The sequence below is a fragment of the uncultured Lactobacillus sp. genome, from assembly GCF_902491705.1.
GTDB lineage: Bacteria > Bacillota > Bacilli > Lactobacillales > Lactobacillaceae > Lactobacillus.
This window is the reverse complement of sequence record NZ_CABUIW010000037.1, coordinates 1-21,632: the sequence shown is the minus strand read 5'-3', so window position 1 is coordinate 21,632 and position 21,632 is coordinate 1. Positions and strand designations below refer to the sequence as shown.

Below are 21,632 nucleotides of genomic sequence, written 5' to 3'. Positions count from 1 at the left end.
TCAATCCTTAATAGCTTAATATCAATAAAGTGTCCAATTTTCTTGGGTCACTACACCTATCTGGACATTAGGTAACGGTTTTTGCGTTATATTGACCTATATATGTATAAATCGATATATTTACTAATTACAAATTTAATTAACTATTTTCAAACATCCTACAAAACCCTCTTAGCAATTGTAGGATAGTAATAACTAGACACGTTTTGCAAAATTGTGCCTTGATCTGGCGTTGCCGAATTGACATATTGATTATTACCAATATAAATCGCAACGTGATATGGTGCAGTTTCTGAACCCCAGAAGACTAAGTCGCCTGCTTGAAGTTGATCTAAAGGAACCGTTTGCCCCACCTTAACTTGATCATAAGTCGTACGTGGCAAATTAATTCCTGCCGCATGTTGATATACGTATTGCACTAAGCCAGAACAGTCAAACTTATCTGGTCCAGTTGCACCCCAAACATAAGGCTTACCAACTTGCTGTTTAGCCAGTGAAACAACCGCAGCAGCTTTATTTGAGGTCTGCATTGATAAAGTTTTAGTATCAATCTTTTTGATCGTCTTTTCAACTGTTTCATTAACGATCTTGTTGGCCTTTTTAATTTTATTAACCTTTGTATCTTTTTTCTTTTGTGTAGCCTGTCTAACCTTGTTTGCTAAATTAGTGATTGAAGACTTTTTCTTGGTAGATGTTGTAGTAGTCCTAGATTTTTTACTAGCATCAACAGTATAGCGTGCTTTAATCCATTTACGTGGACCCACTTTATACCATAGACTACCTTTACTATCAACTGCAGTCTCAGTTACCTTCCAAATCGAACCTTCTTTAGCACGATGACCCATGAATTTACCATTTTCGTAATTTGTCCAAATATTCAAGCTTTTGCCTGGCAGATAGCTAATTTTTACACGTTTAATTACAGTAAAGTTAGCTGCTCGAACAGTTTTTAGCGACGTGATTGAAGAAACACCTGTAACAGAAAGTGCTGCAGCCGCTCCCAATTTAAATAATTTATGTTTCAACATAATGAATTCCCCTTGGTAGCGAAAAAATATCCCACTTTTACTACATAACGTCTTCATTATCACATGTGTAGCCAAAAATCGCAAACGTACTTACCAAAGAAAATATGATGTTCATTACGACGCTAGATCAATACAGTTTAAAAGATGTGCCCTTAACTACAATTTTCTCTTTAACGATGTTTAATTACATGAACTGCATAAGCAATTAAGTAGATAACTACTTCGATTGTCGCAATAAAGAAGGTTACTGGCCAGTTAGTGACAAAGCCAAGATATAATCCAGCCCAAACACCAAATAAGGCAAAGCCAATTGACCAACCGATCATTGCAGGGATCGTTTTACCGATATAACGTGCTGTCGATGATGGCAAGGTTAGTAAAATAAATACTAACAATGAACCTACAATTTGCGCACCGATGGCAACTGACATAGCCATTGAAATCAAGAAGACAATGCCTACAAAGCCGGTATGAATTCCATGCGCAACAGCACCAATATGGTCAAATGAGTCAAAGTTCAAATTTCTTTGAACTAGCAAAATCATAAGCAAAACAATCACAGACAAGATTGTTAACTGAATAACACCTTGCTTGTCTACACCAATGATACTACCAAACAGAATATTGGTGGCATAACGGCTGTTGGAGCCAGAGATCGCTAAGAATAGAACCCCTAAGCCAATGAATAGTGCAGATATCGCACTGATTGAGGACTCCTTTTGGTCGCTGTGCATTGATAATTCACCAACACCGATTGAGCCAAGTAGCGTAAACAGGAGCATCCCCCATAACGGCGCTATCCCGATAAATACGGCAAAAGCAGCACCGGCAAAGCCGATTTCAGACAATGTATGAGCTAAGAAAGCGTAGTTACGCGCTACAACATAAACGCCAACCACACCACAGGTAATCGCAATAAAAGTACTTGCTAAGAAGGCATAACGCATAAATTCGTATTGAAACATTATTCGAAGTCCTCCTTAAAGTCTTTCATCTTACCCTGTCTGATTGTTCCCTTGTTTAAGTACAAATAATCAGACATGTACTTAGAAGCAAGTGGGATATCGTGCGTTACAAACAAAACGGTAATCTTGTGTTCTTTATTCAAGTGATGGATCAATGCCATCAACTCTTCCTTAGCAGCAGGATCAAGGCTGGCTGTAGCTTCATCCAAGATAATCATATTAGGTTGGTCAAGCAAAGCTTGTGCCAAATATGCACGCTGCTTTTGCCCACCAGATGCTTCACCCATTCGAGTATTTTGAATCTTATCAAGGTGCGTTTCGATTAATTGATGATCAACTTGCTCTTTTACCTTTTTAGTCTTAAATAGCGGCGCATTTAATTCAATAAAGGCTCTAATTGAGAGCGGATATTCTGCATCGATGTTTCTAAACTGCGGCACATAGCCGATTTTTACATCGTCAGCGAATTTAAAGCTCCCACTAGTTGGTGTAAGCATCCCCATCAATATTTTGATTAAAGTTGTCTTCCCCGTACCATTAGGTCCAAGAAGTGCGGTAGTCGACCCTTTTTCTAGTTTAAAACTAATATCTTGAAAAACGGTCTTAGTATCAAATCTCATTGATAGATCATTCACATCTAAAATCAAATTTGCATCCCCTTTTTACTTGCAAATAAATTTGTAATTACTTGCTAATATTAGCTAAGTTTTGATAATTCTCTCTCATCCAATTCAAGTAAGTCATATGATTTGGAATAGTTTCGCGAACATTTAATACAGGAATCTTGTTCTTCTTAGCAAGCTTTACAAAAGTACTTACAGTTGAACTGCTTGATTGTGTATTGTTTACAAAGAAAGCAATCTTCTTGTCCTTAATGTCATTTGTCATCTGGTTAATTGTCTTAGGACTTGGGTCTGTGTTGTTTTCTACAGCCTTTTCAAAGTCCTTATCGCCGACCTTGTAGCCAGCTTCTTCTAAAGCGTAGTCAAAGACTGGTTCACTAACAAAGACTGGCTTTTTATTCTTGCCGTCTGCCTTCTTAGCAAGCTGCTTAACTTGACTAATCTTAGCTAAGTACTTCTTACCATTAGCTTCAAAATAAGCCTTGTGCTTAGAATCAAGCTTGGATAAACGCTTTACTAGATAATTAACATACTTAGTTGGCATATCCAAATCGTACCAAATGTGAGGGTTGTCGCCCTTCTTCAAGTTCATTAAGTCTTCGCCAACTAAAACTGGCTTTTTATTAACTGAACTTGCGAGTTTATTCATCCAGCTATCATAGCCTAAGCCATTAGCCACGATGATGTTAGCCTTAGTTAAACTTTTAGCATCTGCAGTGGTTGGTTCAAAGTCGTGTGGGTCTGTTGCACTGTTTTTAATAATTGCGCTAGCAGTACCGTACTTACCAACAATATTTTTAGCAATATCTGCATAAACGTTAGTAGTGGTGACAATTGATACCTTGTCGCTGCTATCTGCCTTACTATTATTTGAGCATGCTGAAGTTAAAAGCATAATTGCCCCTACGATGCCCATAATAAAGAACAATTTTGTAATTCTAGATTTCCATTTTTGCATATAAATAATTTCCTCCATACAAAAAAAGCATTTAAATCAGTGTTTCAGCAATTTTTCTGATTTAAAGTAAGAATAAACTAGTTTTTATAACGTGTCAATATATTTAATGATAGACAAATAGCACCAAAGTTCATTAACCTTGATGCTATCACTTTATTTAAGTCTTTAAAAAATTTGCTGAAATAATTTAAATGCTTTTCTAGAATTACATCATTATATAAACATATTTTTATATGCTTGTCAAATTAAAATTCCCCGTTTGCGTGTTGTCTCAGAACATCGAGGATCTTAATGATGTGATTATCAAACAATTGATAATATTTTTCTTGTTTAACTCTTTTGCTTTTTACTAGTCTAGCTTCTTCCAAAATTCTCAAATGTCGTGAAATAGCTGGTTGACTGACATCAAATTGTTTAACTAGATTATTTACGCTACTTTCTTTATTGTCATTCAAGTAGTAAAGAATTTGGATTCGAATAGGATGATTCAAAGCCCTAGTAATTCGAATGATTTGATCGTTCACTTTTTCCCCACCTATCGTTTAATCTCTAGTTTATTATAAGCTTTATTTTGCCGATTATCTGCCCTTTTCGACCGATAACCTTAGAAATACAGTAATCTGAATTTCTACATTCTATAATCATGATGAAAGGAGAAAAGAAAATGAAATTCAAACTACTTATCAATCCGCAAAAAGAAGAATTGGTACAAGCACAAGTTCACCACGATAGCGACTTTACGCAAGAATTAGAAAAGTTCGTCTTAACTAATGGCAATTCCAACCAAATAGCCGCTTACGACGACAAAGATGTCATTACTTTATCTCTTGAAGATATTATTTTAATTACAATCATTAACGATAAAACTTACGCTATTTGCAATAATCAAAAGCAATATCAGATCAAAAAGCGAATCTATCAACTAGCAAATGAATTGCCCAAATATTTTTGGCGAATTAATAAATCAAGTATTGCTAATCGCTATCAAATTAGAAAATTCGAAGAAACGCAGACAGCTGGCGTAAACATCATTATGAAAAACGGTCTAACCGACTATGTTTCTCGCAGGTGCTTTGCCAAGATCAGAAAGGAGCTCGATTGACATGAAAAAGTTCGTTAAAGATTTTGCCTTGCGTGGATTAATTGCAGCAGGCTTTGGTCCCCTAATTCTAGTTTCAGTTTACTTAGGATTGCAGCTTTCAGGAACTGCTACTAGCATCCCTATTTCTCAAGTAAATCTAAATATTGTTTCTAGTTTAGTCTTAGCTTTTATTGCCGGGGGAATAAGTGCCATTTTCAAGGTAGAACGAATTCCTCTAGGAACTGCAACATTAATTGACGCAGTTGTCATTTATTTAGACTACCTAGTCATTTACATCATTAACGATTGGATTAAAACTCAATTTACACCATTATTAATTTTTACGATTATCTACATTATTGGCTACTTAATCATTTGGTTCGTTATTTACCGCCAAATTCAAAAGCAAGTAACAGCTATAAACAAAAAATTATAACTAATTAAATATCACTTTAAGCTTAATCTTTAGGCTTAAAGTGTTTTTTGTAACAAAAAACGCTACCCGGACAGGTAGCGCAAAACATAACAGAGTATCTTGATTAAAGTAGAGATCATCAAGATATATTCATTATAATACATTTTTTACATTTTTTGTCAAAAAATACAATAACTTAAATTATTTAACCAAAGTTCCTATATATTATATTTTTTAAATGAATTTTCTATTCGTTAGGATCTTCCTTAACGTTCTTCTTCCAAAAGCTCATGATTAAAGCGGCTACGATTGAACCAATAATAGTTGCTAAGAAGTAGAACAAGATGTGCATAGGTCCGCCGATGTTACCAGCAAGTGGTGATACCCAAAGACCACCGTGAGGAGCAGGAACACCTACGTGCCATAAACCAACTAAGGCACCACCAACAGCAGAACCGATGATACATGAAGGAATTACGTGACCTGGGTCAGCTGCAGCAAATGGAATTGCACCTTCAGTAATGAATGAGAAGCCTAATACCCAGTTAGAAATACCTGCACGACGTTCTTCCATAGTGTACTTGTTCTTGAAGAATGTAGTACCAATAGCAGTAGCAAATGGAGGAACCATACCACCAACCATTACGCCAGCCATCAAGATAGCAGCAGTAGTTGAGTGTGGGTCGTTAGCAAAAGCACCTGAAGCGAATACGTAAGCAGCCTTGTTGAAAGGACCACCCATATCGATTGACATCATACCTGCCAAGATAGTAGTAAGAAGTACCAAGTTACCAGTACCCATGCTGTTCAAGAAGTGGGTAATAGCAAAGTTGATTCCACTGAAGATTGGGTTAATGATGTAGAACATAATTGCTGCAATAAAGAGCAATCCCAAAATTGGGTAGAACAACATTGGCTTCATACCTTCAACTGAGTGAGGTAAGTTAGCAAATAACTTCTTCAGGCCAACCATTAAGTAACCTGCGATGAAACCAGCAGCGATACCACCTAAGAAGCCGGCTGGTGAAGTTGCGTGTGCTTGAACGTTAACTTGGAATTGACCGTTAACAATAGAAGCCATGTAACCACCAACGAAACCTGGCATTAAGGCTGGCAAATCACCGATTGATTCAGCAATGTAAGCTGAAAGAACTGGAACCATGAAGGCAAAGGCTAAGTTACCAGCGTTGTTCAAGAAGATAAAGGCTGGAGATTTAGCACCACCACCGTAGTTTTTCTACGATGAAGGAGATAGCCATTAAGATACCACCACCGATAACGAATGGAAGCATGTGGCTAATACCGTTCATTAAGTTCTTGTAGATACCTGCCCATAAGCCTGGCTTTTCAGTGCTTGATGATTCTTCAGACTTGTCAGCAGCACTTGCGTGGTAAGTATCTGCCTTGCCGTCCATAATGTCATCAATCAATTCACCTGGCTTGTTGATACCGTCAACAACTGGGTGGTTAACTAAAGGCTTGCCGTCAAAACGTGGCATATCAACTTTCTTATCAGATGCAATGATTACACCCTTAGCACGCTTAATTTCGTCAGGAGTAAGCTTGTCCTTAACACCTTCAGAACCGTTAGTTTCAATTCTAACTTCAATGCCGCGCTTCTTACCTTCCTTAATCAAGGCTTCTTGAGCCATGTAAGTGTGGGCAATACCGTTAATACATGCAGTAACACCAACGATTAATGGCTTGTTGTCATCATCGTCACTCTTACCTTGAGCCTTAGCAGCTTCCTTAGCCTTCTTAGCTTCAGCTGCCTTCTTGTCTTCTTCATCTTTTTTAGCTTCTGCTTTTTCAAAAAGATCGATAACTTCTTCAGGAGTCTTAGTAGCCTTAAGTTTTTCAACTAAGTCTGGATCAATTAATAATCCTGAAAGCTTTGCTAAAGCTTGAAGGTGAGTATTGTCAGCACCAGCTGGTGCAGTAATCATGAAGAATAAGTGAACTGGTTGACCATCAAGTGAGTTGTAGTCAATACCTTCCTTACTCTTAGCAAACAATACACGAGCCTTGTTAATTGACTTGTTACGTGCATGAGGCATCGCAATTCCGCCACCGATACCAGTGGTTGATTCATTTTCACGGTCCCAGATGGACTTGATAAATGCATCTTCGTCATTAACGATGTCGGTTGCAACTTCAAGGTCTGCCATTTCTTTAATGGCATCTTCTTTGTTGGTAGCCTTGAGCTCCATGATCATGGATTCAGGGCTTAAAATGTCCTTAATTCTCATATTTTCTTCCCCTTATAAAATTAAGAAATTTGTTCAACCTTAATTTGTGGCAATACGGCTTCGATTTGGCTCTTAACTGCAATGTCCTTAGTAAATGCAGTTGCGGCACCACAAGCCATACCAATTCTGAAGCCTTCCTTTGGATCACCGGTCTTGTAGTAAGTACCAACAAATCCAGCGATCATTGAGTCACCGGCACCAACTGAGTTAACAGCAGTACCAACGGCACCCTTAGCATGGTAAACGTGATCTTGAGTCAAGAGGAAGCCACCTTCACCGGCCATTGAAACCATTACGTTTTGAGCACCCTTTTCAAGCAACTTTTGTGCGTATTCAAGCATTACGTCGCTTGAGTCAAAGGTTACGCCAAACAAGTCAGCTAATTCGTGGTGGTTAGGCTTAATTACTAATGGCTTGTATGCCAAAGTATCAAGTAAAGCTTGACCAGTAGTATCAACTACGAATTCTGCACCAGCTTCCTTAATAGTTGGAAGAAGTGATTGGTAGAAATCAGTTGGAAGACTTGGAGTAAGTGAACCGCTCATTACTACGATGTCACCCTTCTTCAAATCGTTTAAACGATCCTTGAAAGCGGTGATTTCTTGATCAGTAATGTTTGGACCAGCTGCGTTAATTTCAGTTTCCTTTTCTGCGTGGATCTTAACGTTCACACGAGTGTTGTCTGAAATAGTAACGAAGTCACTTTCGATTCTCTTTTGGTTCAATTGACGAACCAATTCCTTACCAGTGAAGCCACCAACAAAGCCCCAAGCAGTGTTGTCGACGTTTAATTGGTTAAGGATTTGAGAAACGTTAATTCCTTTACCCCCTGCTAAAAATGAATCATTATTAGTTCTGTTAACTTCACCGCGGTTAACTTTTTCTAATTGAAGAACATAGTCAAGCGCTGGATTAACAGTTACTGTGTAAATCATTTACTTTGCCTCCTCTAGATTTATATCGGCAGGTAATGCCTTTTTTTGACTTGAGTTAAGTTTATTTGTTACCACAATAACGTCATCAGTTTTTGCAAATACAGCGAAGTTTCGCTCACCGACTTTTGTGCTGTCGGCCAAGACATAAGCATGTCTAGCTTGCTTAATCTCAGCTGCCTTAACTGCGGCTTCTTCGGGATCTGGCGTAGTTAAATTACCATTTTTTTCGATTCCGTTAGCCCCAACAAAGCTGACTGAGAAATTCATTGCCTTAATCTGACTTAAAGCTGTCTGACCAACTACGGCATGAGTGTCATCTTTTACCTTGCCGCCGATCAAGATAGTTTTAATTCCATGATTCAGACTGCATAACGCCGTTTCAACACCGTTAGTGATGATCTTGACGTTAGGAATTTCAGCTAGAAATGGAACTATTTCATAAGTTGTTGTTCCTGCGTCGATAAAGACGTTATCGCCTTGGTGAACAAAATGCTCTGCAGCATATTTTGCAATAGCAATCTTCACTTCATGGTTCAGACTAAAGCGGACGTTTTGGGAAACATCACGAGAGAAATTTTTAACTGATTGAGCACCACCGTGAACTCGCTTGAGGATACCATTCTTCTCCATTTGAATCAGATCACGACGGATAGTTGATTCAGACGTATCAGTTAAATCGCATAATTCGCTAACGCGGCACAATTCGTGCTGATTAACGTAATCTTCAATTAAGCTTTGGCGCTCCTGTGTCAGCATCATTTCTCACCTCGCTAATTATTGTATTCGCTTTCCCCTCCAAAATCAATCATTTTTATTTATTATCGTTCAATAATATTCATTTATATTCAAAAAAGATGACGTATTTTGATTAATACGCCATCTTTTCTTCGTCGTTTTGAATTATTCTTAGTCATTTTTTGGTTTTGACTAAGAATCCGCAAAGATGACTAAGGAAGACTGATTTTGCTCCAAAAAAGTACTGTTTTACATTTCTTCAAACGTAAACAACTGACAATTAATTTTCTTAGCCAACTCTTGATGTCTGCCTACAAACATAGCACACTCCTTTTCACTATATCATAATGTAATGTAGTAAGCGTGTATCCCTGCACGACCTTTGCTCATATCCTAACTTATCTATTATTTGCTAACATATTCGTCTTTTTGGCACTTGAAGTCAGTTTCGCCATCTTGATAGTAAATGTACTTGCTCTTTTAACCAATAATTTCTTTTGATGTTCTAACTAAGAAATCATTTCTATTATGTGTACAATTTTGTGTACACGTGATATGATGATTATACAGAAATATAAAGAAAGGAAATTAGAAATGACAATTAGAGCAACTACAACCAGAGATTTACGCAAAAATTTCAAAAAAATTGCTGACGACGTTTCAGATTATAATGATGTCATATTTATTACAAGACCTGAGAATAAGAATGTCGTATTACTTTCTGAGAAAGAATATAATTCTTGGCAAGAAACTAACTACTTATTATCTACTGAAGCCAATCGCCGTGCCTTACAAAAAGGAATTTCAGATAAACATAGTGAAAAGAAATTAACACCCGAAGAATGGGATCGATTGAACCAAGAAAATGACTAAAAGACTAGATATAGAATTTAAGGGAAATAGTTGGCAAGAATATTTGTATTGGCAAAAGCAAGATAAAAAGACTCTAAAGCAAATCAATAAATTAATTTCTGATACTATCCGAAATCCTTTTACAGGATTGGGAAATCCTGAACCATTACAACATGAATTAAGCGGTTATTGGTCACGTAGAATCAATGAAAAAGATCGTTTAGTGTATGCTGTCTTTGATGACAGAATAGAAATAATCCAGTTACGTTTTCATTATTCAAATTAAAAACATCGAATCAACTTTGCCATTGATTCGATGTTTTTTAGTATCTAAAGCTAATATTGTTCTTTTTCAGTTACTTTCATCTATCTACTCTTCAAAGCACGCTTGAAATTATTCACTATGCTTTGATCTTCTGTTTGTAAAATCAAACTTGGATATATCTTCCTAATTACAACGAATAAGGAAGCGACAAAGATTAACAAAATCAAAGCAGAAACACCAGCTTCAATATTATTCGCGTCTCCATAGATCACTCTCAGCGGCATCAAGAATGATGATAAGAATGGCACATATGATAAGACCTTAGTCACCATTGAGGTTGGTGAATTTTGCAAAGCCATTGCAGCAAAAAAGCCAATTATTGCCACATACATTACTGGTTGCACCGCCTTATTAGCATTCTGCGGATTAAAAGCAAGTGCACCGCAAAATGCTGAACAAACAACATAGAGCACTAAACCTAGGATGACAAAGACCAAGCCCCAGGAAACGATATGACCTAAAGTCTGATCAATCATCGGCTTAATACTACTAAATACATCCTTTAATCCATCAATGTGCGGCGAAGTAAAATAGAAGATTGTGCCACCAGCTAGATAGATCACAATTTGTGTGATAATCTCGCCGAAAATTCCCAGAATTTTACCATCAAAGTACGATTTACCTGGCATACTGGAAAAGATCATTTCCATCACCTTAGTACCCTTCTCGGTTGCGATATCTTGTGCGGTTACTTGCGTGTAAGTTAAAACTAGCAAATACAAGATCAACACTAAGCTGAAGAATGCCGATTGCTCAGGTGAATCATCATCATTAGCTTCATGTTCCGCATTTTTATTGATTTTTTGCGTGAACTTTGGCTGAACGCTTAAGGCTTGAGTCTGCTTAGTTGATAATTTAGCCTTTGCTAGATTGTTACGCTGCTGGAACGCCTGCAACTTACTGGTCAATTCAGCCTTCACATCATCATCCAGCTTGTCAGTGCTGTGATATACAGCTTGTAGCTGACCATCGACTTGCTTAATTACCACATAGCCATCAATGTCATCAGTTCTAAAGTCCTTCTTAACTTTAGCAAGACTGCTGTAGTTTTCAAAATCATCGCTATTTTTGAATTCTTTTTTAAGTGGTTGAACATCCGTTACAACGCCGACATAGTCGTAGTTATCGCCACCATTACTTGATAGATAGCCAGCTCCTATTGAGATTGCGGCAAAAATGAATGGAGCAAAAATCATCAAGACATAAGACCAACTTTTAACCTCACGTCGGTAGGTTTCCTTAGCTACTAAAAGTGTTTTATTCATGACTTGCACCTGCCTTCAGCTTAAAGATTTCATTCAATGTTGGTGGTTCTTGATCAAAGGTCTGCAGATATTGACCATTCGACAACTTATCAAAGATTTCATGACCATATTTAGCATCCTCAAGGATCAATTTATATTTGCCATCATTGAGCAGTTCAACTGATTGCACACCATCTAAGGCCAAAAGCTCATCTTTACTCCAGTCAGTTCTGACATAGATTCGATTCAAGCCCCAGCTAGCACGAATCTCATTAACATGCCCGTTCAAAACGATGTGACCATCATTAATCATCACCACATCATCACAGAGTTCTTCTACATTTCTCATGTTGTGATCAGAGAATATAATCGTTGCGCCCTGGCGCTTTTCTTCTAAAATTACCTGCTTCATCAGATCAACGTTCACCGGATCCAGGCCACTGAATGGTTCATCTAAAATAATCAACTTAGGCTGATGAATCAAAGTTGCGATCATTTGAATCTTCTGCTGATTACCCTTAGACAGGCTCTTGATTTTGTCATTTATGTAGCCTCTCACGCCTAATCTGCTCATCCATTCAGGTAATTGCTTCTTGATTTCGCTAGTCTGCATCCCTTTTAGACTAGCCAAGAATTGCACCTGGTTCAGGACGGTTTCTTTCGGCATAAGACTTCGCTCTTCAGGCAAATACCCCACTTGGTTATAGTCTTGTGCACCAAATGGCTTGCCATCAATCAAGATCTGCCCTTGATAGCTAACAAATTTCAAAATACTGTGAAAAAGCGTTGTCTTACCTGACCCGTTCTTCCCGATTAAACCTAAAATTCGGCCATTATTAGCTATCAAATTAATATTGAACAGTACTTGCTTGTTGCCAAAGCTTTTGTTCAAGTTTCGTATTTCAAGCATGTTTTTTCCTCCAATTAGTCATACTCATTTCTAATTAAACAAATCCGAAAACTTAGTCGGAATATTGTTATTCTTGGTGAAGTATTTCTTGAATGCATCCCCAAAACTCAACTGATCTTTTTCTCTATTTTCAAGCAAATCGTGAACAGCTAAGAATGCTGTAACGGCATAATTAACAGCCAAGACAATTAACAAGCCGATCACGACATAAACTAAGTACAGCATTTTTCTTTCCTCCACTTTAACGATTATCTCCCAGGGAATAATCTTCCATCTTTTCAATTCATCATATTCTAATATTGCGATGCTAGGAAAAGTAATCCAATTCGGCCATATTTTGGACCAATTTGGTACTAACTATTCATCTTTTTTATAAGCCAATAAGTCTCCCGGCTGACAGTCTAAGACCTCACAGATTTTGCTCAGTGTATCAAAACGAATACCATGTGCTTTCTCTGTCTTCAAAATCGACAAATTCGCTGGCGTTATGCCAATCTTCTTCGCCAATTCTTTAGAAGACATCTTCCGCTTCAAGAGCATGAAATCTAGTGTCACTTCAATCATCTATAACATCCTCCCTAAATAATCGAATCCGCGTCTTCTTGAACTTTCATTCCATATTTGAATACTAAGTAAACTATGTATAACACTGCTAAGAAAAGTAAGCCACTGGTGATACCAGAAGGGTAAAGCGTATTGCTGGCATATTTAACAAACCATGCACGATGAGTCATAAGTATGATGAAATTTACTATTGAGATAACAGTATATCCAGCTACTGAGATTAATAATTTTTTAAGTAAGCTCAGATTATCGCTGGCAAAATAAACTTCACGTTTAATATTCCTAATGATTAGTCTGGCATATCGGCAAATCAAAAAAGATGCAATGCCCATTATGATTTCCAGCCCTATCATCACTATGAATGTTCCAACGTAATTGTTAACTGATAAGCCTTTTACGCCCATGCCACTTTCAAAGCCGGCACGAAAGTCTGGATTCTTTAGTCCAAATGGAATGAAGCCAATCACAATAACAAATGCAATTATTCCTAGCACACATATCGCTTGGTAGATCCAAGCTAAAACCGTCAGTAAGTTTAAAATGAATTTTCTCATTTCTCTATTCCTCCAAGAATATGTTCTCTTTTGTCCTTCATATAAATTATTGTATTACGATAATTTATAATTGCAATACAGAAATAAAATATTTTCTTAGAATAATAAAAAACACCAAATTAGTCGTTAAACTAACTCGGTATTTTTCAGGCTCTATAGCACAAAAAATATAGCAAAAATATCTAACAAATTATACAAACTATGCCGCCAATATGCGGGCCAAAAGCTGTTATATACCTTCTCAATTCTGTTCTTGCGATATATATGAGAAAAATAATAATTATTGCCCATTCTATCATCAATGGTTTGCTTAATTGCTACTAACAGGCATAACGCAATTGTTATCAGAATGACTAACAAAACAAAGAGCAAAATATTTTTAATCATAATTTTCCCTTTCGACTATTTGATTCTTTGTTTTTCAATGTATCTTAAAAAAATGAGCAATAATAAGATTAATATTGCTTCTCCCCAATAATATGCCAAGCTATTTTCAATATGTAATAATTTGTCAATAACTATATCTAAGACAAAGAAGACTACAAACAAAACTATAGTAAGATAAATTCTTCGTTTCATACTCATCTTACTTGTTTTATCCAGCCACTCTTTTCCCATTATCATTACAAAAGGTGAAACAATCAGACTAAAGGCAAATGAAATAATAATCATCAACGTGAAAGTTTTCCAATCTTTAAAAAAAGCTATTGAAAAATTATCAAACATCCAAGTAACAAATAGGAAAAGCACCGTGCCAATCAGTGTGCTAGCTGTATATTTTTTCACTGACATTTTTTACCTCCTACGTAGATATCGCCAAACCCAAATAAGATATTACAGTTGCTTAAACGGAAGACAAAAATTCACTTGTATTCATCACTTTTTTGATTTTCTCGTATAATATCCATTCATGAACACAATCATGAATATTGCAAAAGTAATTCCTTCAATAATATTAATAATAATTGAGGCTGCATTAAGCATCCTGTATTGAAAATAATCAAAGATGAATCCTAACACGGCGAATATAATTCCGGAAATGACACTTCGAACCACTATTTGTTTTTGCGTCAATATTTTTTGCTTTTTCATAATTAATCCCCCAATTAATTTTCATGAATCAGCTTATCATGGTCAATTATTCGTTTGGTAAAAGGTGACTGATTCTGCAAGAATTAGGACTGATTTAATCAGTTCTAGTATCAAAAAACTACTAATCTAGTTTCAAACATTAAATTAGTAGCTTTTCATCATTTATGTCTAATTCGGTATTTTTCATTAAATTAAGATATTAATCAAAATAATATACTTACTTTTTGTAGTTAATTACCCTCCAAAAAATAAAAGCTAAAATTAAATAAATTGGTATCGTCCATAATGGTACCGTTCTACTCATCAATTGGTAAATAATAGGAACTACCACTATGAAAACTAGCAGACTCATTCTCGCTTTTTTACTCATATTTTCTTTGCCAATTACGATCATTAATTCAATATCAGTTATTTCTTCATAATTTGTCTTATTTTATTTGTGACAATTAGAATCAACCCAACTAATCCAATTGCAAATAATGTTATTCTACACCAATTCCAGGTTCCTTGCCCTATACCTGATAGTACTAGAATAGATAGCATTATTACCATTCCAATTACGTTTAGAAGCTGTATTCTTTTATTTGGTTTCAATTTTACTTTCTCGCATTATGAAAAACAATTATTCATCAAATTAAAAACAAGATGTAGCAGCTCCCATTATTCCACCAACAATTGCTGATTGAAGTCCAGTAGTAGCTCCCAGCAAGCCGCCACCTAACGTTCCTGCTACACATTTTGACCAATTACGGCCTTTCTTTCCACCAACTACTTTTAATAACTCATTCTCATTTATTTTTTCTATCATTTTTATCACCTACTTAATTACAAAATGGTGTGGCAAAAGCTGTGGCCCATCCACCCGCTACTCCCAACGGATTTCCTCCACTAAACACGCCACCAGCTAAAGCCAAACCAGTAGCTACATAAGGGCAAAGACTTCCTTTTTTCTTAGTTTTACCTCCAACAACACTAATTAAACTTTTTTCATCTAATGTTTTAAATTCTTTCATTATTAAATACCTCCTATAAATTTTTCTTGAAATGTCTTATCTCATTTCAATTTACATGTACAGCATACCAATATACTAATAGCACGTGGGTAGATATACTAATCCGACTATCTTTTAAACCAATACCGCTCCCTCATACAGATTTAGTATTGCCTCTAAAATAAAAAACTGGAATAAATCCAGTTTTCTAATTATTTAACTTCAATATCTTTAAATCTATTTACAAGTGTTTTAACCACATCTTTATAAGCTCTAGAATAAGTCACCATTTTATCTTCGTCGAACAGAATCTCATGTTCCTTAGAATCAATCGCTTTAATGTTTCTGGGATTTATCAAATAAGACTGTGATACTTTTACCAAGAATGAGTTTTCTTTATCAATCTGGCTGATATTCCCTTTATATTCCACTTCACCATGTTCAGTAACCATACGCACTTTATGTTGCACAGTGCTATGTTCAATGAAAAGCACCTCATCTTCTGCAACCTTACATACACGTCGGCCAATCTTATAAGTAAAATCACGTTGACCAAATTTAACCCTAGCAAACAAATTATCAAATGCGTTACGCAACGTTTCCTCAATACGTTGAATAATCTTTTCAGACGACAAAGACTTACTGATGTAGTCAATTGCACCGATACGACGGCGATATGTTAACGGAGCGTACTTGTCGTACGCCGTTACAAAGATGATCTGAGCATTCTCATCATTTTTCTTAATGAACTCGGCTAAATCCACGCCATTCTTAGCTTTTGACTCTCGGCTTAATTCAATATCTAAGAAGTAAATACCATTCTTTATATCATTTGCGACAACATAGCCTACAGTTTGAGTAAAATCATTCGCAACAAACGTTACGCCTTCTTTTAGCCCGCCATAGCTTGGATTATCATCCGTTAGATTTTGAACAGCTGAATCAATATTTTTAGCCAATTGATTTGCCAAATCTTTATCATCGTCACACACAATAATGGGAAACTCATTCATTTTCTTCACCATCTTCCGTATCGATCACCATGTAGAAGTCAAACCAGCCATCTTGAACCATGTAAGAAATAGACATATTAGGATACTTTTCCTCAATCTCTTTAACGTTCGCTAAGCCCAAGCCCTTATGATTCTTCTTAGTGGTAAAGCCAGGCTGCTGTATCTCATGCGTAGAAATCTTACTTTCTTTAATCTTATTTCTAACTTCGTATTCAAATTCATTAGGGCTATTAGAATACAACATTATTTGTATTTCAGCACTTCTAACATTATGCTTTTCCGCTATTAAAGCTTTACTTTCTTCAATTGCATTATCGAGAGTTATTCCCATAATTCGTACTAAGTCTAGCTCATCTACATGATCTGGTAATTGACGAATATTACTTCTACACTCAAAGTTATATGGAATATTCAGATTATACATTTCTGTCAATTTAGTAATAATAATGCTTTTAATGGATTTAATATAAATATGATTTACATCTTTATATTTAAGTAAGGCTTTAGTGTTTAAGTTGGTTTCAGTATACTTATCTAGCTTCTGAATTACTTCTTGTACATTTCCTTCTTGGGCACTGATCTTTAGTGAATTGAGAATATTTTTATAGTCATGTCTAAATGCACGTAAGTCATCTTCACTTTTTTCCAAGTAAGAAGCATATTCTTCAAGCTGGCGTTGTTTTCTTTTAGTCTCTTTATTTTCTTGCTCTTTTATTAAATTCTGCTGTATCCTCAATAATTCATAATAAAAGATAAGAAGAAAAATACTTTGAATAATAAAAAATAAGCCAAAAAATTCTGATGCTATTTTAAAATTATTGGATAGGCTATACACAATTAATATAGTTTCCATACTAAAGTATAGGTATATCAATAATCCTAAAAATAATTTATTATTTTTACTAATCAGTTGTTTATAAAAAGAAGAAGCAAACTTTATTACAATCATATATTCAATGATTGAAAACAATAAAGTACATACTAATTGTGTTACTAATCTATTATTTAAGGGAATTAATTCAAACCGCTTAAACATTATTTCTAATATAACGTTATACAATACTGTCAAAGACAAATTTATATTTAAAACAATTAGTATCGAACCGATAACTAGTTCTGTCTTATAATCTTTAAATATTTTCCATAGAACTACAACTTCAACTAAATTTGCAACTATACCTATTAAATAATTTCCGAAGCCTTCAATTATTACCAATATTAATATCAATATTAAAACTAACAACTTTATTTTGATGTTAATATTTTTAAAATTTATTCTGCTAATTTTAAAAAAGCACCATACCTCAAAAAAATTAGCTACTATTAACGAAAATAGAAATAAAACAAAAAGCATAACTGTCTAATGCTTCTTTTTAAAAAAATCAAACCAAGAAATACCCATTTTTGAATCAAACGCAATAAAGCCTTCTGTTTGTCCTCCAGTAATCTTAATCAATTCTTTTTCTTTCAAAATAGTCTTTTTAATAATTTTATTTTTCATAACTAATTTATCCTTTCATGCTATATTTAACTTGTTTTCATTTTTAACTATATCATGTACTTTTTAGCAAATATAAAAAGATACCAATTTAGTCATATTTTATACTAAATTGGTATCTTTTTTTGAATAGATTCGGTTCTTCACTTTATTATTTTTTATCCAAATGGAATAAAGTAACGTACTGAGCGACAATCTCCATCAGCTTCTGGCCCCTTAATATGTGGCAAAGCTGTAAAGACCATTTTCTTTTGACCATCAACGATCTCTTTTAGCTTAGATACACCAATTATTTGCACTTTAAGCATTCCTTTCTCATCATTTAATCCTATTTCCACCAGTATGGATGCCATGCAGGAATACCACTAATGGCTCTTATTTGAGTACCGCCACCTCTACCACTTCCTGGTATACCATCTGGTCCCATAGTATGTGGCAAAGCCACTAAAATCGTATCTTCTCTACCACCAATAATATTACTTAAATTTTTGTCATTTAATTTTTCTTCTCTCATCTTTTTTACCTCATCTTTATAAGATTACTTTATCCCTAAATACGACGTCTAGACATATCGGCAAAAGCAATTAGTCTACCTTCGCTGCCACCGTAGCCACCGTCAGGTCCTAATAAACGAACATAATTTTCTGTTGAACCACCAATTACATCAATTAAATCTTTGTTACTTAAAACGATCTTTTTCATATTTCCACCTCTTCAATTAATTTATACTTAAATGATAATTAAAATTTATATATCTAAGTTAAACGAGACCAATTTAACGTATTTTTTGACTAAACCTGATACTTATTTGCTAATAATTCCCTCAACATATATAAAAAATCAATCAAGCACCTAACTCGATTGATTCCACAACTTCACTATCCATATGTTGTAATTGATGTTTTATCTTCCAAATCCTGAAAAATGACGAAACGTTTGAATACCACCAGTACAGCTACTACCACCCATGGTACCTTCCATCCCATCCGGACCTAATAAACGTGGAACGGCGTTCTTCACTTCGTATAATGAACCACCAATTACTTCTTCTAATTCTTTATTTTTCATTACTTTAATAGCTTTCATGATATTTTTCTTCCTTTCATTTAATTTATAATTAAATAATAATAAATATTTTTATAAAAAGTTAAAGCGGACTGATTTGGTAACTATTTTTTCTAAAATAAACCAAATATCCCAAATACTTCTTCTTTATCTAACCATAATCCTATCCACATTATCATCTATAAACCTACGCCGTTTGCCTAGTAACATAAAGATACTTACAATCAATGGCACCGCCAGTGTAATTATCGCAATGGTCCATTTACTGAATGCCGGTTCCACCGCTCTAGTTAATGGCGTCTCGCTAAAGACAATGAAGTCGAAACTAAAGTGAATCAACATATTTAACCACAATTTACCGGTATATAGATATAAAACGGCAAACAGCATCCCCAATCCAAAAGTATAAGTAAGCTGTTGCTCAACAGCTGTTAAATCATAATAAGTACCAAACGCTGTTATACCTAGATTAGTTAAGTGACCTAAACTAAATAGGATCGCAGAAATTAATACAGCCCATATTGCCTTGGCCTTAGAACTGCGAAAGATATACAACAATACTACAATATCTAAATAGCGCATAGTTTCTTCCATGATTCCAGCCTCTGCAGCTGCGAAAAATCCATCCCATGTCATCTCAAAGGTGCTGAAATCCCAGTTAAAGACTTGAGCTGGTGTTTGTGCCAATCCTAAAAATGCACTGAAAAATGGGAAAAGGGCCGACAAAACAACGAGTATAACTAAAGCCCACCATTGAAAGTTTCTTGTTTTGATGAATTTCAAATTCCATTCAAACTTTAATCCCCATGCTTTAAGGATTACAAACGCCAAAATAAACATAGCTAGTGCATTAACAACGCCAGATTCTTGTAGCGTAGTTATATAGTCAGGTGCGTGTGAGAACTCAGCTACAGTAGCTAGTTGACTGAAACACAATGCTTCAACAGCTACCAATCGTAGTATCCAATTTTTTATTGTAGGCATATTCACCTTAACAACCGGAATCAGATCAACCAGAATTGTCAAAAGACCAATAATAGAAAAGATATTAGCTAGTGGTCTAAACGCATTATTTAATCCGCAAAATATTCCTTCGATTGTCTTATTAAATATGAGTGGCAACGTCAATACACTTAATAGATTAGCAGTAACTTGAATATAACGACTTTTTTCAGCTAACATTGTTAGAACCAGAATTACTACTAAAATAGCTAGGATTATACAATAAAATTTTCTTTCAGGATGAACACTACATAAGATCATCCATACAATCGCAATAATTAACTCAAGATTGAAGATTCTCTTCCACGTTTTTTGGCTCATTTTCTCATCCCCTTTTGATTAAAAATATATCAAAAAAAGCAAAATTGTCATAAAAAGACTAATTTTGCTTCAAAACGTACTTATTTGGTTTTTTATACTACATCGTATTATACTACATTACGTTATACTATATTACGATGTAGTATAACGTAATGTAGTAAAAAGGCCATGTGTTTTCACATGACCTTTTTAATCTAAATTGAACCTGTTAATCCAGCATTTCTCCATTTATCTGGATTTTCTCTCAACATAATCTGTAATTTAGTTAGTGCTGCAGGTAACTGAAAATTATGCGTTAAAGAATAATTATTGATATTTTGATTAAGACCCAAGATAACTTTATCCACATCAATATTATGCTTCAATTCACTTAAAGCATCGTTGATCAACCTGGTTGCCTCTTGATCATTTACACATTCTTTTTGCAAACTGGTAAGAGCCTGTTGCAATTTTTCTTTGCTGTTAAGCATATGAATTTGCCTTTCTAATATCCTGCCATGTTGTACTCATTCATGTTTCTCATAACGCTTATCCCCACAGTATCTTTTACATGTTACGATCATAGTGATTCTTAAAAGAATAATAAGCTTTCCAATAAAGCACACCATAGACACTTGCTAACATAATCACAGTGCCACATAGTACCCAAAGATTAATTGCAAACAGTTCATACAAAATTATTACTGTAATGACAAAAATAGTAATTTGCTGCATTGCAAATTTAGGTAGTGGTAGATCTTTGCCCGTTTTCATTTGCCATATTTGAACAATTTCTTCATAACTTTTAACTGTGCAATAACCCCCTGTACAAATAGTCGGAATAATCAAAGTATAGTAATAATCATGGAATTGGAAATAAAGCATGGTTAATAAAACTATTGCTGCTATAACAGACATAATCACGTATGCGGCCCTAGGTACCTGATATTTATGATCCAACACATCGTTTTCGCGCCAATTTTGTATAATCTCAATGAAGTAGTAACTCAGTGCAGAATAACCTACTAATTGAAGAAATACTGGCATATCTAAAATCCATGTTAGAAGAATAGCTACTCCTAAGGCGAATAACCCTAATGAAGACCAAGCTTCACGACGTCTTTTCTTTTTCAGTTCAATTAAGGAATCAACTTCATTTTTCATTTTGAAGTGAGACCCAAAAGTTAGACACTTTTGGGTCTTTTATTATGACTAAATTTAATAAAGAACAA

General features: G+C 35.1%; 29 protein-coding genes and 1 pseudogene. 4 read left to right on the top strand and 26 right to left on the bottom strand.

The genetic code is table 11. The features are described 5' to 3' along the window. Positions 1 to 158: 158 nt before the first annotated feature. From RDN22_RS07690 to RDN22_RS07670, 5 genes are all read right to left on the bottom strand, one after another. Complete coding sequence (locus tag RDN22_RS07690) at positions 159 to 1,028, bottom strand: C40 family peptidase (RefSeq protein ID WP_308557206.1); 870 nt, start codon at positions 1,026 to 1,028, stop codon at positions 159 to 161. Between the two features lie 170 nt (positions 1,029 to 1,198). Next, a complete protein-coding gene (locus tag RDN22_RS07685) occupies positions 1,199 to 1,993 on the bottom strand; it encodes a metal ABC transporter permease (protein ID WP_308557204.1) in 795 nt (264 codons plus the stop codon). Next, positions 1,993 to 2,640: an ATP-binding cassette domain-containing protein gene (locus RDN22_RS07680; RefSeq protein ID WP_308557202.1), complete on the bottom strand. Its 648-nt coding sequence runs from the start codon at positions 2,638 to 2,640 to the stop codon at positions 1,993 to 1,995. The genes RDN22_RS07685 and RDN22_RS07680 overlap by 1 nt, the downstream gene beginning before the upstream one ends. Before the next feature lie 37 nt (positions 2,641 to 2,677). Then, positions 2,678 to 3,574 (bottom strand): metal ABC transporter solute-binding protein, Zn/Mn family, encoded by an 897-nt coding sequence (locus tag RDN22_RS07675; RefSeq protein WP_308557200.1) that lies wholly within the window; start codon positions 3,572 to 3,574, stop codon positions 2,678 to 2,680. 245 nt (positions 3,575 to 3,819) lie between these two features. Next, positions 3,820 to 4,098 carry a metalloregulator ArsR/SmtB family transcription factor gene (locus RDN22_RS07670; RefSeq protein WP_308557198.1) on the bottom strand — a complete coding sequence of 93 codons (279 nt, stop codon included), beginning with the start codon at positions 4,096 to 4,098 and terminating at the stop codon, positions 3,820 to 3,822. Positions 4,099 to 4,238: 140 nt separating this feature from the next. Between RDN22_RS07670 and RDN22_RS07665 the strand changes: the two genes are divergently transcribed. Then, complete coding sequence (locus RDN22_RS07665; protein WP_308557196.1) at positions 4,239 to 4,676, top strand: LytTR family DNA-binding domain-containing protein; 438 nt, start codon at positions 4,239 to 4,241, stop codon at positions 4,674 to 4,676. 1 nt (position 4,677) lies between these two features. After that, positions 4,678 to 5,091: a DUF3021 domain-containing protein gene (locus tag RDN22_RS07660; RefSeq protein WP_308557194.1), complete on the top strand. Its 414-nt coding sequence runs from the start codon at positions 4,678 to 4,680 to the stop codon at positions 5,089 to 5,091. A 226-nt stretch (positions 5,092 to 5,317) separates the two neighbouring features. Here the strand turns inward: RDN22_RS07660 and RDN22_RS07655 are convergent. The 3 genes and pseudogenes from RDN22_RS07655 to RDN22_RS07645 form a co-directional block, all read right to left on the bottom strand. Further along, positions 5,318 to 7,319: pseudogene (locus RDN22_RS07655) on the bottom strand (fructose-specific PTS transporter subunit EIIC). A gap of 20 nt (positions 7,320 to 7,339) precedes the next feature. Further along, positions 7,340 to 8,254, bottom strand: coding sequence for a 1-phosphofructokinase (pfkB, locus tag RDN22_RS07650; protein ID WP_308557192.1), 915 nt, complete (start codon positions 8,252 to 8,254; stop codon positions 7,340 to 7,342). Next, the gene (locus RDN22_RS07645) at positions 8,255 to 9,010 is read right to left on the bottom strand and encodes a DeoR/GlpR family DNA-binding transcription regulator (protein WP_308557208.1); all 756 of its coding nucleotides are present in this window, start codon (positions 9,008 to 9,010) and stop codon (positions 8,255 to 8,257) included. A gap of 573 nt (positions 9,011 to 9,583) precedes the next feature. Here RDN22_RS07645 and RDN22_RS07640 point away from each other — a divergent pair. Together RDN22_RS07640 and RDN22_RS07635 are read left to right on the top strand one after the other, a co-directional pair. Further along, positions 9,584 to 9,862: a type II toxin-antitoxin system Phd/YefM family antitoxin gene (locus RDN22_RS07640; protein ID WP_308557190.1), complete on the top strand. Its 279-nt coding sequence runs from the start codon at positions 9,584 to 9,586 to the stop codon at positions 9,860 to 9,862. Continuing rightward, entirely contained in the window at positions 9,855 to 10,127 is a 273-nt protein-coding gene (locus tag RDN22_RS07635) for a Txe/YoeB family addiction module toxin (RefSeq protein ID WP_308557188.1), read from the top strand. Before RDN22_RS07640 ends, RDN22_RS07635 begins: the two co-directional genes overlap by 8 nt. An 80-nt stretch (positions 10,128 to 10,207) precedes the next feature. Here RDN22_RS07635 and RDN22_RS07630 read toward each other — a convergent pair whose 3' ends face one another. The 18 genes from RDN22_RS07630 to RDN22_RS07545 form a co-directional block, all read right to left on the bottom strand. Further along, complete coding sequence (locus tag RDN22_RS07630) at positions 10,208 to 11,431, bottom strand: ABC transporter permease (protein WP_308557187.1); 1,224 nt, start codon at positions 11,429 to 11,431, stop codon at positions 10,208 to 10,210. After that, on the bottom strand, positions 11,424 to 12,320 hold the full coding sequence (locus RDN22_RS07625) for an ABC transporter ATP-binding protein (protein WP_308557186.1): 897 nt from the start codon (positions 12,318 to 12,320) through the stop codon (positions 11,424 to 11,426). Before RDN22_RS07625 ends, RDN22_RS07630 begins: the two co-directional genes overlap by 8 nt. Before the next feature lie 30 nt (positions 12,321 to 12,350). Next, a complete protein-coding gene (locus RDN22_RS07620) occupies positions 12,351 to 12,545 on the bottom strand; it encodes a hypothetical protein (protein ID WP_308557184.1) in 195 nt (64 codons plus the stop codon). A 132-nt stretch (positions 12,546 to 12,677) separates the two neighbouring features. Next, positions 12,678 to 12,884: a helix-turn-helix transcriptional regulator gene (locus RDN22_RS07615; RefSeq protein ID WP_308557183.1), complete on the bottom strand. Its 207-nt coding sequence runs from the start codon at positions 12,882 to 12,884 to the stop codon at positions 12,678 to 12,680. 14 nt (positions 12,885 to 12,898) lie between these two features. After that, positions 12,899 to 13,438 carry a DUF2975 domain-containing protein gene (locus RDN22_RS07610; RefSeq protein ID WP_308557181.1) on the bottom strand — a complete coding sequence of 180 codons (540 nt, stop codon included), beginning with the start codon at positions 13,436 to 13,438 and terminating at the stop codon, positions 12,899 to 12,901. A gap of 402 nt (positions 13,439 to 13,840) precedes the next feature. After that, entirely contained in the window at positions 13,841 to 14,230 is a 390-nt protein-coding gene (locus RDN22_RS07605; protein ID WP_308557179.1) for a hypothetical protein, read from the bottom strand. A 934-nt stretch (positions 14,231 to 15,164) separates the two neighbouring features. Then, positions 15,165 to 15,338, bottom strand: a complete 174-nt coding sequence (locus RDN22_RS07600) for a Blp family class II bacteriocin (protein ID WP_308557177.1) — start codon at positions 15,336 to 15,338, stop codon at positions 15,165 to 15,167. A gap of 13 nt (positions 15,339 to 15,351) precedes the next feature. Next, on the bottom strand, positions 15,352 to 15,543 hold the full coding sequence (locus tag RDN22_RS07595) for a Blp family class II bacteriocin (RefSeq protein ID WP_308557175.1): 192 nt from the start codon (positions 15,541 to 15,543) through the stop codon (positions 15,352 to 15,354). 191 nt (positions 15,544 to 15,734) lie between these two features. Continuing rightward, a complete protein-coding gene (locus RDN22_RS07590; RefSeq protein ID WP_308557173.1) occupies positions 15,735 to 16,535 on the bottom strand; it encodes a LytTR family DNA-binding domain-containing protein in 801 nt (266 codons plus the stop codon). Next, complete coding sequence (locus RDN22_RS07585; RefSeq protein ID WP_308557172.1) at positions 16,528 to 17,889, bottom strand: GHKL domain-containing protein; 1,362 nt, start codon at positions 17,887 to 17,889, stop codon at positions 16,528 to 16,530. The genes RDN22_RS07590 and RDN22_RS07585 overlap by 8 nt, the downstream gene beginning before the upstream one ends. A 6-nt stretch (positions 17,890 to 17,895) precedes the next feature. Continuing rightward, entirely contained in the window at positions 17,896 to 18,036 is a 141-nt protein-coding gene (locus tag RDN22_RS07580; RefSeq protein ID WP_308557170.1) for a hypothetical protein, read from the bottom strand. A 155-nt stretch (positions 18,037 to 18,191) separates the two neighbouring features. Next, positions 18,192 to 18,341 carry a hypothetical protein gene (locus RDN22_RS07575; protein ID WP_308557169.1) on the bottom strand — a complete coding sequence of 50 codons (150 nt, stop codon included), beginning with the start codon at positions 18,339 to 18,341 and terminating at the stop codon, positions 18,192 to 18,194. Positions 18,342 to 18,361: 20 nt separating this feature from the next. Then, positions 18,362 to 18,547, bottom strand: coding sequence for a bacteriocin (locus RDN22_RS07570; RefSeq protein WP_308557167.1), 186 nt, complete (start codon positions 18,545 to 18,547; stop codon positions 18,362 to 18,364). A gap of 35 nt (positions 18,548 to 18,582) precedes the next feature. Further along, on the bottom strand, positions 18,583 to 18,735 hold the full coding sequence (locus RDN22_RS07565; RefSeq protein WP_308557165.1) for a hypothetical protein: 153 nt from the start codon (positions 18,733 to 18,735) through the stop codon (positions 18,583 to 18,585). Between the two features lie 201 nt (positions 18,736 to 18,936). Then, positions 18,937 to 19,119, bottom strand: a complete 183-nt coding sequence (locus RDN22_RS07560; protein ID WP_308557163.1) for a bacteriocin — start codon at positions 19,117 to 19,119, stop codon at positions 18,937 to 18,939. A 126-nt stretch (positions 19,120 to 19,245) separates the two neighbouring features. Beyond that, positions 19,246 to 20,421: a CPBP family intramembrane glutamic endopeptidase gene (locus tag RDN22_RS07555; RefSeq protein ID WP_308557162.1), complete on the bottom strand. Its 1,176-nt coding sequence runs from the start codon at positions 20,419 to 20,421 to the stop codon at positions 19,246 to 19,248. 194 nt (positions 20,422 to 20,615) lie between these two features. Then, positions 20,616 to 20,891, bottom strand: a complete 276-nt coding sequence (locus RDN22_RS07550) for a bacteriocin immunity protein (protein WP_308557160.1) — start codon at positions 20,889 to 20,891, stop codon at positions 20,616 to 20,618. A gap of 76 nt (positions 20,892 to 20,967) precedes the next feature. Then, on the bottom strand, positions 20,968 to 21,564 hold the full coding sequence (locus tag RDN22_RS07545; protein WP_308557159.1) for a hypothetical protein: 597 nt from the start codon (positions 21,562 to 21,564) through the stop codon (positions 20,968 to 20,970). Positions 21,565 to 21,632 lie beyond the last annotated feature (68 nt).